We start from the raw sequence: 15,022 nt of genomic DNA, 5'->3' as shown, positions 1-15,022 counted from the left end.
CCATTGAACATGGTGTATGAGGCGTAAGAATTGTACTGCATGCTGTACAGCTTATGGATCGACAGGCAATGGCTTTTGCTTATCCAGCTTGACGGTCAGCGTAATGGTGCCGCCCTTTTTATTGATGATTGATGTGTTCCTTTGCTGTGTGCGCAGCCCAACCGATTGGGCACCGCTAACCTCTAGAGTCAAAGGAAATGATTCCTGTTTATACAAATTGGATTTACCATCAATATTCACTATAAGGTCGACCATTTCCGTTTTATCCTGACTTACCAGGTTGATAGTGAGATACTTGTAATCCAGAGGAGTGACTGCGGTTTCGATCTCTCCGTCTTTTTTGACATTTTTGGCCAATGTGCCAATGTCATTGTTAGGTCCTTGCAGCTTGAAATAATCACGTACCTTGACTGTTGTTGGATTGGAGCCGCTGCCCCCGTTCGTTCCTCCGTAACCCCCAGAGCCGTTGCCTATAGAGCCTGTTAAGCCACCTCCACCAGCACTGTTTCCTTGGTCTCCGCTGTTGGCTTGCTCAAGACTGATGTTGGAATAGTCGGGCAGCCAGTAATTTTTCTTGAGAAAGTTGTAAATACGGTTTAGGATCGTTACAGCTTCGGCACGTGTGACTTTATCCAGTGGACGAAAATATCCATCGGCAGTTGCCGTCATGATTCCGGAAGCTTGCAGACTGGCTAAGCTGCTTGATTGTGCATTGGAAAAACCATCGGTTCCAAAACTGCAATCGACCGCGTCTGTTCCCATAAATAAAGAGGGTAAAACGCCGTTGCTGGTCGTGATCTGGACATTTGCGTTATCCAACCGACCGTCTGCTTTTACGGCCGCATCATAATCATCTTTATTTTTGAAAAATTTCACAGGCATATCCCTGAGACTCGCTGTCACAGAGCAAACGTCGTTAGAGCTTAATCGCCGATCTATCAAACGGGTATCAAAGAACGAGTACAGCATATTGGACAGCTCTAATCGGCTTAGCTCTGTATCAGGCTGGAAGGTTAGCTGCCCATCTGGAGCAACTCCATATACGCCCCACTGAAACGAATAGTTGAAAATTTCTGAAATAGGCTGGTAAGCCCAATGCTGCGTAGTTACATCGGCAAATCCATTGATTTTTTGCTGCCCTGTTGCCGTTAAATTAGGACGGTACGTATTAAATAGCTTGTAAATCATTTGCGTCCATTCCGCTTTGGTAATTGTCTTATCTGGTCGAAAGGTTCCATCCGTGTAACCAGTCAGCACCTGTTTTTCCGCCATTACATAAATGGAGCTGACTGCCCAAGCCTTCTGCTGCATATCGATATCGCTGAACGAAACTTGAGCTTTAGCTGACGGGCCGGGCACAATTAATGCGATGGCTAACAGCCATGCAGCCGATTTCATCTTTTTAACGTACTTGTTTATCATGTTTCAATCCTCCAATCTCTCCCATTATATCGGTAAAACTAAAGGGAAAGTTGATATTTGTATTGCAAGATTGTTAGAGGGGAACTTTTTTCAATGATTGTTAAAAAAAATATGCTCTCAAGCCGATATAAGTATCATAGTCTATTGGGGAAATTCTGTTTTCAGGTCAATAATGCTAGAGGGGTTAGAATTAGGGTGGTGATGGTAGGACAAGTTCGGGGAAAGTTGGAGCCAAATTACGATTTATAAATAAGGAGCGATTGCATTGAAATACTTGAAACACATGAAGAAATTAATAAATTTTACGCTTATGTTTGCATTGCTGGTCTCGATTCTTCCGTTACCTGCGGCCCAGGCAGCATCCAGTTTTTTTATTCCAGATGACGCGTCACTATCTGTAACTGGAAATATGGATATTTCCTCCACGCCTGCTGCTCGCGCCAACCTGAATCGGACGACAGCGAAGGTTACGAATGTAGGCACTCTTTCCGTCACAGGTTCATTCCAGCAAATGACCGGAAGTACCTTGACGCTAACTGTCGATCAAATTGTTTCCATCAACAACTCAGCTTGGACAGCACAATCCGGCAGAACCTTTAATACGTCCGTCGGTGCTACCAATAATCGGTTTCAGATTAGCGGTGTTCAGTTGTTTCCCGGTTACAATCGTCTGACCTTTAACGGGTCGCAGGGCGGTGCAACGAAAACCGATGTGTTCTACGTGTTGTACGATACGGCACCGTTAATTAATACATTGCAAATTACGTCGAATAACCAAAACTATGACTTGAATGAGAGCACAGGTTTGGTTCTGACGAATAGTGTGGCTTACATTCAAGGGAATGCAAGTAATGCCACGAAAGTAACTGTGAATGGGCAAAGCGCCTCAGTACTAAGCAATGGGCTCTATTATGCTCCTGCCATTACATTGACTCCCGGATTGAATAAATTCGACATCACCTTGTCCAATAACACGGATTCCGTTAATGTAAAGCGTCAGGTGTATTACTATGACCCGACTCAGCCTTTCACTGCAGTCAGTATCACTGAAGGATCGGAAACGAAGGATATTCTGGGTACAATTCCGACATTGACCGACCCAGCTACTACAGCATCACTTACGATGGAAGTGCTGTATCCTTTCCAAGCTGAAACCTTCGATGATACGAATGTTGGTATTACTATAAACGGGCAGGCTGCAAGCCTACTTCCTGATCCTCCCGCCCCTGCTCCCAAAAATACTGTAGAAACGGTAATTACCAATACGTATGGCGACCCCGCTTATAAATTGGTCAAGTTTAAGACTACTGCATTTAGCCTGCCGGCTACAATCAGCGATCCAAGCTCCACACAGCCGGTTATCGTGTCTCTAACGTATCCTACATTAGCAGCGGCTCCGATTGCTATTGGTAAAGCTTTTAGCTTCAAGCATGTATCTGGAACAGTAATAAGAGGTGTTGAGTTGCTATCGCCTGAATATACAGGTGGTGCTGTTGACGACAGTACTTCAGCGGTTCCTTTCAACGGCTCAAGTGTAACCGGATCGGATTTTTATATCATGGTTGATCCGTCGCAACCTTTGACTGCGGCAGGTACGGCTAATGAATTAAAGGTTGCCATCCAGCCTCTTGGAACCGTATCACTGGGAGTGACATTGGAAGCAGTTGTTCCAACTGGTACGGTTAACGCAGGCAAGCAAATTTATAAAATAACGGGTTTGCCAGAAGGGACCCAGACTCTGGCATTCTCCGCTGGAACGGCTCCGGTTTCCTATACAGGTAAAATTACGTTCGTAGCCAAGCTGTACGTCGACCTGGATAATATTTACAACGACCAGGTGTTCAATATTAATTCTTCTTCAGCATCGGTTCAAAGTATCACGTTAAAAGGGAAAATCATTGGATTTGGCGACAGTATGCTGGCCAAGCAATTAATTATTAATAATACAGTTGTTCCATTTCCTAATATTTCCGCAAAACAGCCAGATGGTTCATATGATATCGACCCAACTCAATTAATCATTGGAGACTCCGATCTGGCCACGCCGGGCATACAACCAGGTCCACTCTTTACAGGGCGGAACGTGCTCAAAATTATTGTCGATTACAGTGATAATATACTTCCAACACCAGGGATTTTACGTAAGTATACGAAGGAAGTAACGTTCTACGTCGTGGATGAGAACACACCTAACATCAATATCGTTCGTCCGCTAACGCCTCCAAACGGGCCGCGCGGAGATATTAGTAGTACAGACCCAACCGTCTATTTACCGGCTTCACCTGAGCTTATTTTAAGTAATAGCACGTATACTACAACGTTGGCTAAATTCGACTTTTTCATTGAAGGTGCAGGAGCGAATCTTGTTACTGTCAGAGAAGGCCAGAATCTGATGTATACTGGTAGTCCTACACCTGGTTCTACTGCTGGTAATGCGTATTACAGCTCTGTTAACTACGATGGGACAACAAGCGGGTTTAAAATTCGTATGAATGATGTTCCCCTTTCTGCCGGAACCCATGTGTATACGATTGAATTAACCAATGCTGCAGGTGCCAAGGTAAACCAGACGCTTACGGTTATAAGTCAAAGCGTTCCGTATCGTTTGCTCGCGCCTATTGCCAATACTGGCGATAAGATCATTGTAAATAGAAATTTCATCACCTTTGATGTAGAAGCAGTTGGAGCTTCTGATGTGAAGATCAACGGAAATTCTGCAAAGCCTCGTACAGACGTTGCGAATCGTTTTGTCTATACGTTAACGGGTCTAAAGGGTGACACTGATAATAAAATCAATTTGGTAGTACAGAATGGTACTAACCAAGCTAAAGAAACGATCACTGTACGTTATGTAACAAGTACTGGTGTAGGCACCATGTTCATGGAGCCGCTTGGAACCAAACATGATGTATTCAACAAAAGTCTGCAATTGACGTTCCCTAAGACGAACGTATTGCGCCGTGTCATTGATGGAAAGATTGAGCCGACAGGTAATATATTGTTCGGAATTGCCGATCCTAAGAACGGTAATACCGATCTTGTGAATGATTATAACCAAAAATTAGGTACGGATATTGACTTCCGGACACCACAAACGTCACAAACCGTTATCCCTATCGATAGCTCGTTGTCTACGCAGTTCTCGAATGATTTGGGTCGTGACCATTTTACAAGAGTATCGGATTATTTCTGGATTTCCGCAGGACTTGGTGAGCAATCCAAGGTAGGAGCTTCTGATTATAAGTACGTTACAGGAGGACTAGCACCATATTCAACAGAAGGTACCTACACGCGTTATAACAATTACGCCAATCGTAAGATTTTACCAACTGATCGTGGAACATTAACCCTTAAATACAATGATGCTGTCGTGGATCAATCGGCTACGGAAGTAACGGTGTTTTATTTGGGAGACGATGGAATTTGGAGAAATATTGGCGGGGAAGTCAATGTTAAAGCAAAAACAATTGAGGTTCCATTTGATAACTTCGGATACTATATGGTTGGTAAGCTGAAATATGGTTATGAGGATGTATCCAATCATGAGTGGGCAAGAAACATTTTGCAAACACTGCTGGCTAAAGGGTACATGCCTGCACTTCGCAGCAACGATTTTGGAGCTTCCGATTATGTAACTCGTGGTGAATTTGCTGCCCTGCTTGTTCGTTCATTAGGTATGAGATTGAATTATGATGATAAAAAGACGTTCTTCGACATTATCCCAGGAAGCCGTTCGGCCACTTGGAATTACGAAGAAATCGAAACAGCGGCAAGGGCTGGTATTGTTCAAGGCTTGAACGATCTCGTATTTGCACCGGATTTACAATTAACACGACAAGATGCGGCTGTGATGATCTCACGGGCATTGAATGTGAAGCTGGCCGTTAATGACGATAAGCTTAAAGCGAAAATTGAGAAAGCTTTTGCTGACAGTGACTCTATCAACAATTATGCCCGTTCGTCGGTTGACGCATTAAACTCTGCAGGAATTATGGTCGGCAGCAATGTTGTGTCACCAATTCCTTCCAAGAACAAGCCGCTTGTCAATTTCTATCCGTTAGCTAATATGACAAGGGCAGAGGCTGGACAAGTTGCTGTCCGTTTGCTGCAAAAATATTTGAAGGCTTTGCCAGCTAACCTGTAGGTTGTAGCAGCAGGTAGATGAAGGCATTGCATTCGGAAGGAGGCTGTTCCTCAAGCAGATTGTGTGCTTGCGGAACAGCCTCCTTTTTGTGCTTTTCACTATTCGTATATAGGATAACTCGTAAATAAAGAGGCTATTTCTGAAGTCGATGGACCTCAGAAATAGCCTCTCATACATTATGCTATTACATCAACTTATTCGGCGATCATTTGACGAAGCACCGTTTGGAGAATACCACCATTACGATAGTAATCAATATCAACCGAGCTATCCAAACGGACAACAACTTCAAAGCTGAAGCTGGTTCCGTCGAGACGAGTAGCAGTAACTGTTACATCCTGACCCGGCTGTACATTGTTATCCAAGCCTGTAATATCAAAAGTTTCAGTACCTGTAATACCAAGTGTACTCCAGCCATGTCCTGATTTGAATTGAAGAGGAAGCACGCCCATACCTACAAGGTTGGAGCGGTGAATACGCTCAAAGCTTTCAGCAATAACGGCTTTAACACCCAACAGGAATGTACCTTTTGCAGCCCAGTCACGAGAACTGCCTGTGCCGTATTCCTTACCTGCAATAACGACAAGATTCGTGTTTTGATCTTGGTACTTCATGGAAGCATCGTAAATCGATTCGACTTCACCCGTTGGTAGGTACGTAGTTACGCCGCCTTCGGTTCCAGGTGCTACCTGATTACGAATACGAATATTAGCAAATGTTCCACGCATCATAACTTCATGGTGACCGCGGCGGGATCCATAGGAGTTAAAATCTTCTTTTTTCACGCCATGCTCCATTAAGAACTTACCAGCAGGGCTGTCAGCCTTAATGTTGCCTGCAGGAGAGATATGGTCGGTTGTTACCGAATCGCCCAGCAGTGCCAATGTTTTTGCGCCATGGATATCAGCCATATCGGCAACACCCTCACCTAAGCGCTCGAAGAAAGGAGGATTTGCGATATATGTTGATTTTTCGTCCCACTCGTACAGATCGCCTTCAGGAACCTCGATTGCATTCCACCGCTCATTAGCACGGAACACATTGGAATATTTCTCGCGATAGATGCTTGGGCTCATGGCTGATGCAATAGCTTCTTGAATTTCCGCGTTGGAAGGCCAAATATCTTTTAAATAAACAGGTTGATTGGCTTGGTCATAACCGATTGGATCGTTAGCCAAATCAATGTTCACCGTACCAGCAAGAGCATAAGCGACAACTAGTGGCGGTGATGCCAAATAGTTAGCTTTGACTTGAGCATGCACACGGCCTTCAAAGTTACGGTTACCGGATAATACGGCAGCTACAGTCATGTCGTTATCTGTAATGGCTTGACTCACTTCATCCGGCAAAGGACCGGAGTTTCCGATACAGGTGGCACAGCCATAGCCTGCAACGTAGAAGCCCAAAGCTTCAAGGGATTCCAGCAGCCCTGCATTTTTTAAATAGTCAGTTACAACCAGCGATCCTGGAGTCAAGCTGCTTTTTACGTAAGCAGGTTTTCTTAAGCCGCGGGCAACTGCCTTTTTGGCTACTAATCCGGCACCGAGCATAACGCTTGGGTTGGAAGTGTTGGTGCAGCTTGTAATAGCGGCAATAACAACAGCGCCTGTACCCATCTTGCTAACATCGCCATTGGCATGCTGTACATCGACAACTTCTTCGATTTTGGCGTCACTTAAGCCGTATCCGCCTTTTTCGATCGGTGTGCGAACAATATCATGGAAGGCTTGCTTCATGGAAGTTAATTCAACACGATCCTGTGGACGTTTTGGACCTGCCAAGCTTGGTACGACTGCTGACATATCGAGCTCAATTACGTCACTGAATACAGGGTCAGGTGTGTCATCAGTACGGAACATGCCTTGTGCTTTATAGTAAGCCTCAACCAAAGCGATTTGATCATCCTCACGGCCAGTTCCTTTTAAATAATTAAGTGATTCGGAGTCAACAGGGAAAAATCCTACAGTAGCACCATATTCGGGAGCCATATTGGCAACTGTTGCACGATCAGCCAGACTGATATTGCTAAGACCTGGACCATAGAATTCAACGAATTTACCGACAACACCTTTTTTACGAAGCATTTGGGTAACAGTCAGGGCCAAATCGGTAGCAGTTGAACCTTCTGGAAGATTGCCAGTCAGCTTGAAGCCAATGACTTCAGGTGTGACAAAATACAAAGGTTGTCCAAGCATACCAGCCTCAGCCTCGATACCGCCAACTCCCCAGCCTACGATACCAAGACCATTGATCATCGTTGTATGGGAATCCGTACCCACCAGTGAATCTGGATATACTTCGGTATCGCCGTCGACTAGCTTGGTAGCAGCTACGGAAGCCAAATACTCCAGGTTAACCTGATGCACGATACCTGTAGCAGGCGGAACAGCGCGGAAATTGTCAAATGCTGTTTGAGCCCAACGAAGGAAACGATAACGCTCTTCATTACGCTCGAATTCGATATTCATATTGGTTTCCAGAGCTTCTGCGGTTCCAAAAGCATCAACCATAACGGAGTGGTCAATTACAAGGTCAACAGGTACAAGCGGATTAATTTGCTTAGGATTTCCCCCTGCAAGCTTAACCGTATCTCTCATAGCGGCCAAGTCAACTACAACCGGAACCCCTGTGAAATCCTGCAAAACAATACGAGCGGGAATAAAAGGAATTTCCTTCTCTTCTCTGCCTTCCGTCCAGGTTGCGATTTGTTTTACGTGCTCGGCAGTGATAGCTCTGCCATCAAACTGACGAACAGCTGCTTCGAGAAGCACCTTAATGGAAAAAGGCAGCGCGGAAATATTGCCATGTCCTTGTTCTTGAAGTTCAGGCAAACTGTAATATTGGTAAGTTTTACCATTAACTTCGAGCGGTGTACGTACTGAGTAATGATCTTTTCTAGCCATGTGTGAATGTCCTCCTTTGAATGATAAGTCTGTTAATCAGGATGAGCCAATATCCAAAACAACTTCTGTTTCACAGAATGAAACAAGATTTCATAATTGTTATAAGCTAAGTATACATGCTGCGGAAGGCTACGTAAAGGTTAAATTGAATCATTATCAGACGTATTCCTTCATATATTGGAATCATTAAGGTATGTGCATATGCTTGTCCTGACTGTGATACAAATTGGATGAAAATCGGTCATTTGATATCAATGGAGGTAGACCGCATGTCATGGAAAATGCTGCTTTACGAATATGTTCACCATAAAAATCAAATGAATCTGGATTATTCGGTTGAGCCCTTACTGCCATTCGTCACGGATGTTCCATTTCTGCAGGCACAAATCAGGCGTCTGGCCAGAGCTTCTCAAATCGATCAGGACCGACGTTATTCCCCAATAAAAAATGAGACAAGACTTACCATTACGAAAACTGCTGAGCAGCCCGCATATGTGACTGCATCCATCAGACTCAGGCAGTCCATGGTCGGAATCATAGGGGTAACTGAGCATGAAGAGGAACGCCTGGAAAATGAACAGCTGACCTTCGAAGAGCAAGAAGGGAAATGGGTCATTACAAATATTCAATCAACAGGTAATGAGCTGCTTCAGCCTGCCCAGCAGGTAGTTGTGTCACCGGCCGCGGCCTCAGTCCCCCTAACCGTTGATCAAAGCTTACTTAAGCTATCCTCCATGCCATTTTTAAATTATGAGGTGCTTCCTTATCTGGAGCCAGGTGTTAGGAAAAATTACTATGATCGCCATAAAGCCGTTCAGTATGCCGATCGGTGGTGGGATCATGCTAATCCAGCCTATCTGGAATTCGAAGTAGACTGCAGTAATTATATATCTCAATGCCTCTTTGCAGGTGAAGCTCCTATGCACTATACTGGAAAAAGAGATTCTGGCTGGTGGTATAAAGGCCGCAATAACAGTCAGGAGCTGTGGAGCTTCAGTTGGGCTGTAGCACAGAGCCTACAAGGATATTTGACATCCAGTGATCATGGACTGCGGGCGAAAGAAGTCCATAAGGCCGAAAACCTTGAACTGGGAGATGTCATTAGTTACGATTGGAATGGTGACGGACGTTATCGCCACAGTACGATTGTTACTGCTAAGGATGCCAATGGGATGCCCTTGGTCAATGCGCATACGACAAACAGCAAGCATAGATACTGGAGCTACAAGGATTCGTATGCTTGGACAGAACAAACGCGGTATCGTTTTTTACATGTGATCGACGACCAAGACTGATGGTTAGACATGTCCTTAGCTTACGGGATTCAGCAAGTTACTATTCACATCTTACAATTCATTTTCGGAGGTTATTATGAACGACAAAATTCGCATTGGCTTAATTTACGGTGGAAAGTCTGGAGAACATGAAGTATCACTTCAAACTGCACTTGCCGTTACTGCAGCCATTGACATGAGTAAATATGAAATTATACCTTTTTACATAACCAAACAGGGTGAATGGCGCTCAGGCTTGCAGCTGCAAGGGCCACCCAAGCATATCGCGGAGCTGCAGTTTGAATCCGCTGCAAGCCCAACAGAAGCTTTTTCCATTCAACCTATTTTCAATTCGCTGCAGTCGTCAGGTTCGAGTGCAGCGGATGGAGCTGCATCCATACAACAGATTGATGTGGTCTTACCTTTATTGCACGGTACATTTGGAGAAGACGGTACAATCCAGGGCTTGCTGGAAATGGCGAATATTGCATACGCAGGCGCAGGCGTTCTGGCTTCGTCGGTCGGTATGGACAAGGTCATGATGAAAAGAGTATTTGAGCAGGAAGGCTTGCCTCAATGTATATTCCGCCACTTTACAAGAACACAATGGGAGAAGGACAATGCTTACTTCATTATGGAGATTGAAGTGGCCATAGGATATCCTTGCTTTGTAAAGCCTGCTAATCTCGGGTCGAGTGTCGGAATCAGCAAAGCCAAAAATCGTGAAGAGCTTATCGAAGCCATTCATAGTGCCTTTCGATACGACCGCAAAGTTATTGTAGAAGAGAATGTGAATGCACGAGAGGTAGAAGTTGCGATTTTGGGTAATGATGATCCTGAGGCATCAGTCGTGGGTGAGGTTGTTTCCACAGGCGAATTTTACGATTACAAGGCCAAATATGTAGACGGTACCTCCTCGATGATTATACCGGCCGAAATTCCCGACGAGCTGTCAGAGCGGATCAGAGAGCTTGCTATTCGTGCTTATCAGGCAGTGGACGGCTCCGGTTTGTCCCGAATTGATTTTTTCATTCGTAAAGAGGACAATCAGCTATTCATTAATGAAATTAATACGATGCCAGGATTTACGCCTTTCAGCATGTATCCTTTACTATGGAAGGAAACCGGCAAGCCTTACGCTCAATTGTTGGATGAACTGATTGGACTTGCACTGAAGCGTCATCAAGACAAGCAGCGGCTGCAGTATTCCTTTGAGGTATGATCGGATGATAGGGCTAAACCAATAAATAATGTTGAAAGGGGAATTCGTATGGGGTTCCAAACAGAGTTCAATTCCGTATGTAAGTTCAAATCCGAGCAGGAGCTCTATGAGCTGTTGGAGTACGGCCGAAGCAAAATGGTTAAAAGCGGTTTTCGTGTGTACCCGACAGGCCAAATGGTTATTGCGTACAGTCTTGATAACAAAGCGGTTGCCATAGTCAAAATATTGGTATCGATCGCTGAAATTAATTTTCAAGGCGAAGAAATTACCCAGGTTGAGATGGAGCTTGTTCGCCGATTAACAGAAGAAGAAGCACGCATTCAGACTGCTTTGGCTGACGAAATGTATTTTAGCCAGGTTTCCAACTAATAGCTAGCTTAAACTTGAGCATCTTGCGCAGCAGTGGCAAGGTGCTTTTTATTGTAGCGCGATTTTATAGACCTTGTGTTTGCAGGGTATCCTATGGATATATCTGAAAATCGGAGCTGATTTGCTACTATGATCGTACGTCTTGGTTATGTTGCGATGTCCATGCAAGTATCTAATGCGTCTCCATCCAAAACAATGACAGCCACCAGCTTTGAAAAATTGAATAATCGGGCCGCAGCCATCCGCAAGCTGGAGCGAATAGCCATAGAAAATATACATAATACGCTGCGTCTCCTTAAGCACAACCGGGCACACGATATCGAATTATATCGATGCTCCTCCAAACTGATCCCTCTGCGTGGACATGAGATGCTGAATGACTGGAACCCGATGGAGGTGCTTACGGAAGCATTTGCGGAGCTCGGAAGCTATGCAATTCAAAATGCGATGAGACTCAGCTTTCATCCCGATCATTTCACCGTCCTGAGTACTCCGCGTGCAGATGTGCTCGCAAACTCGCTCGCGGATCTGGATTCCCACGTTGCTATGCTGGAGGCGATGGGTCTTGATGAATCAGCTAAATGCAATATCCACGTTGGCGGTATGTATGGAGACAAAAAAGCTGCTTCACAGCGATTTATCGAACGCTTCAAGGCGTTGCCGGAGCGGATCCGCAATAGAATGACATTGGAAAATGATGATAAAACCTTCACAGCCTCCGAGACACTGGAAATATGTGAAGTAACGAATACACCTATGGTGCTCGATATACATCATCATGAAGTGAATCATGAGGAGGAAGTAGCAGATTGTGCGGTCCTGTGGGCACGTATTTTGCAGACTTGGAAAGGACAGAGAGAGCAGGGAGGACAACTCGAGCTCCCACCCAAAATTCATGTTTCCAGTCCCAAAAGTGAAAAAGATGCGAAGAGTCATGCCGACTTTATTGATCCAGTAAGACTGCTTGCATTTCTCCGTTCAATAGCACCGCTGACGCCAAGGCTGGATGTGATGATTGAGGCCAAAAAGAAAGATGATGCCTTATTCCAGTTGATGAAGGAAATCGCTGAGGAACCTGATCTGGAGGTTTTAAGCCAGGCTTCCTTTAAGCTCTGAGAGCTGACTGTAATGGCTTTCAAGGATTCGTATGAAAAAGTTCGTTACTGCTTGAATATTTTGTCCAAATGAAGTACCTTGAGAAAGGAGTGATAATGAACGTATTTTAATATTGAGAGGGGAATTTATTAGTATGAGTGGACTTTTATCCGGTAAAAATATACTTGTTATGGGTGTTGCGAACGACCGCAGCATTGCATGGGCAATTGCCCAATCTTTATCTGCACAAGGGGCGACACTTGCTTTTACGTTTGAGAATGAACGTGTGGAGGAACGGGTACGCAAGCTGGCGAATACACTTCCCAATACAACGGTTTTGCCTTGTAATGTAACGGTTGATGCAGAAATCGATACATTGGCTGCGATCGTCAAGGAGCAGTTTGGTGTGCTTCATGGTTTGGTACATAGTATTGCATTTGCCAAAACAGAAGAGCTCGAAGGCTTGTTTGTAGATACTTCACGTGAAGGCTATGCGCTGGCTCAGGATATTAGTGCCTACTCCTTGGTAGCGGTAGCTCAACGGATGTACCCGTTGATGACCGAAGGTGGCAGCATCATGACAATGACTTATCTTGGTGCTGAACGCGCGATGAAAAATTACAATGTTATGGGTGTTGCCAAAGCTGCTCTGGAAGCAAGTGTTCGTTACCTGGCTAGTGATCTTGGACAGTTTAATGTACGTGTGAATGCCATTTCTGCAGGTCCTATTCGTACATTGGCAGCCAAAGGCATTAAGGATTTTAACTCCATTCTGCGAAGTGTTGAGGAAAAGGCGCCGATGCGCCGTACTACCGAAGTTGCAGAAGTGGGCGATACTGCGATGTTTTTGATGAGCCATTTGTCCCGCGGCATAACTGGAGAAGTTATATATGTAGACAATGGATACCATATCGTAGGGGTATAATTCAGAATACAAGTAAATAGTATAGATAAGCCGGCAAAGCTGTTGACACCTCAACAGCTTTTTTTATTGCTCTTTTATGCAAGCCAATGAAGAGTAAGTATCATAAGATGACATTAGAAATCTACTAATAGATTATCTTTTAGGTATGGAGTGTCGTAATTCGGAAGTATGATGAAACTTTGTGGCATTTAAAGCGTATATTCACTATACTAGCTAGTAGTTGTACCACTACTATAAAACTTTTTTGGAAAAAGGGCTGATTGGAATGTCTAATGAAGGAAATAACTCCTTCTCGGTTGGAAGTAAAAGCTTTACCGCTGTAGCCATTAATACGGCCTCCAAGGCAGGCGAATGGGTTCAAAGCAAATTGGGAGATTTCAACAGCTTGAATACCAAATATTCTTCTCACGATCTAGTAACTGAAGTAGATAAAGGTGCGGAAAAAATGATCCGCAATTTGATTCAAACCCATTTTCCGCATCACTCGATTCTGGGGGAAGAAGGGGTTGAACCAGGACCAACCGCTTCGGTCCTAGCATTAAAGGATGTTAGCGAAGCTGAATATTTATGGGTAGTTGATCCTTTGGACGGTACTACCAATTTTGTTCATGGTTTCCCATTTTTTAGTGTCTCGATAGCACTGGCGCACAAAGGGGAAGTCATCGTGGGTGTGGTTTATAATCCTATTCACAATGAACTGTTCGTAGCTGAGAAAGGAAAAGGCGCCTATTTAAGAGGCAAAAGGATGCATGTATCGAAGGAAAGCAAGCTCATTGAGAGTCTTGTTGCGACCGGATTGCCGGCTGATCGTGAGGGGGCATTGCCTGTCAACCTGCGTGGCTTGAATGCATTGTCGCCTAAGGTTAGAAATATCCGTGTTGCTGGTTCCGCAGCTTTGCATATGGCATATGTAGCTGCTGGCCGCTTGAGTGGCTTTTGGGAGATAGGCCTGAATTCGTGGGATATGGCAGCTGGAGCTTTGCTTATTAAAGAATCGGGTGGATCAATAACGGATACGGAAGGTAATCCTTATACATTAAATGTACGGAACGTGCTTGCCTCCAACGGTTTGATCCATGACCAGCTTCAAAATGAGCTCACTGCAGCCAACGCGATATCAATTGAGAACTAGGATTAGATTACTCGTAATACAACCTCTTCTTGGTCCGTAATATTGGACAGGGGGAGGTTGTTTTCTTCTATTTTGTATCCGTTTGTATTTCCTGATTATTGGCTTCGAGCATCGATTGTCGACTCCTCGAAATTTTATTTGATTTATGCCTTGACTTCTATGATTGTCCTATGATATATTACTTCTCGCCGCTAAAAACGGTGTACGTGTTACGAAAGATTTTCATTTGAAAGTAAAATGAAATAAAAAATAACACTTGCATAAATAACTAGCGATGTGGTATAGTATAAAAGTTGCCGATAAAAACAAACGATTAAAATTGTTGAAATAATACGGCACAAAATATTAATAAGAATTGTCCTTTGAAAACTGAATCAACGAGTGAGTAAATAGCAGTACAAGAGAATGCAAATTCTCGTCAGCAAGGAATGAGTACAAATCAAAGTTCTACCTTTATGGAGAGTTTGATCCTGGCTCAGGACGAACGCTGGCGGCGTGCCTAATACATGCAAGTCGAGCGGATTGTTCCTTCGGGA

The 15,022-nt window shown here is 44.2% G+C and carries 9 protein-coding genes and 1 rRNA gene; 8 read left to right on the top strand and 2 right to left on the bottom strand.

Annotated elements, in window-relative coordinates; all coding sequences use genetic code 11:
* Nucleotides 1-51 precede the first annotated feature (51 nt).
* Nucleotides 52-1,422: an S-layer homology domain-containing protein gene (locus tag LRL21_RS21865; RefSeq protein ID WP_240417918.1), complete on the bottom strand. Its 1,371-nt coding sequence runs from the start codon at nt 1,420-1,422 to the stop codon at nt 52-54.
* 283 nt (nt 1,423-1,705) lie between these two features.
* Between LRL21_RS21865 and LRL21_RS21860 the strand changes: the two genes are divergently transcribed.
* On the top strand, nt 1,706-5,566 hold the full coding sequence (locus tag LRL21_RS21860; protein WP_240417917.1) for an S-layer homology domain-containing protein: 3,861 nt from the start codon (nt 1,706-1,708) through the stop codon (nt 5,564-5,566).
* Between the two features lie 194 nt (nt 5,567-5,760).
* Here the strand turns inward: LRL21_RS21860 and acnA are convergent, their stop codons facing one another.
* Nucleotides 5,761-8,469, bottom strand: coding sequence for an aconitate hydratase AcnA (gene acnA, locus LRL21_RS21855; protein ID WP_240417916.1), 2,709 nt, complete (start codon nt 8,467-8,469; stop codon nt 5,761-5,763).
* A gap of 269 nt (nt 8,470-8,738) precedes the next feature.
* Here acnA and LRL21_RS21850 point away from each other — a divergent pair, with 269 nt between their 5' ends.
* The 7 genes from LRL21_RS21850 to LRL21_RS21820 all read left to right on the top strand — a co-directional run.
* Nucleotides 8,739-9,764: an amidase domain-containing protein gene (locus tag LRL21_RS21850; RefSeq protein WP_240417915.1), complete on the top strand. Its 1,026-nt coding sequence runs from the start codon at nt 8,739-8,741 to the stop codon at nt 9,762-9,764.
* A 76-nt stretch (nt 9,765-9,840) separates the two neighbouring features.
* Entirely contained in the window at nt 9,841-10,965 is a 1,125-nt protein-coding gene (locus LRL21_RS21845; protein ID WP_240417914.1) for a D-alanine--D-alanine ligase, read from the top strand.
* Between the two features lie 48 nt (nt 10,966-11,013).
* Complete coding sequence (locus LRL21_RS21840) at nt 11,014-11,334, top strand: hypothetical protein (protein WP_240417913.1); 321 nt, start codon at nt 11,014-11,016, stop codon at nt 11,332-11,334.
* A 129-nt stretch (nt 11,335-11,463) separates the two neighbouring features.
* On the top strand, nt 11,464-12,450 hold the full coding sequence (uvsE, locus tag LRL21_RS21835; protein ID WP_240417912.1) for a UV DNA damage repair endonuclease UvsE: 987 nt from the start codon (nt 11,464-11,466) through the stop codon (nt 12,448-12,450).
* 133 nt (nt 12,451-12,583) lie between these two features.
* The gene (gene fabI, locus LRL21_RS21830; RefSeq protein WP_240417911.1) at nt 12,584-13,354 is read left to right on the top strand and encodes an enoyl-ACP reductase FabI; all 771 of its coding nucleotides are present in this window, start codon (nt 12,584-12,586) and stop codon (nt 13,352-13,354) included.
* Between the two features lie 265 nt (nt 13,355-13,619).
* The gene (locus LRL21_RS21825) at nt 13,620-14,486 is read left to right on the top strand and encodes an inositol monophosphatase family protein (RefSeq protein ID WP_240417910.1); all 867 of its coding nucleotides are present in this window, start codon (nt 13,620-13,622) and stop codon (nt 14,484-14,486) included.
* 452 nt (nt 14,487-14,938) lie between these two features.
* A 16S ribosomal RNA gene (locus tag LRL21_RS21820) occupies nt 14,939-15,022 on the top strand; the annotation flags it as partial.

Origin of the sequence: Paenibacillus periandrae, assembly GCF_022458865.1 — a bacterium.
Taxonomy (GTDB): domain Bacteria; phylum Bacillota; class Bacilli; order Paenibacillales; family NBRC-103111; genus Paenibacillus_S; species Paenibacillus_S periandrae.
This window is presented reverse-complemented; position numbering and strand designations above follow the sequence as displayed.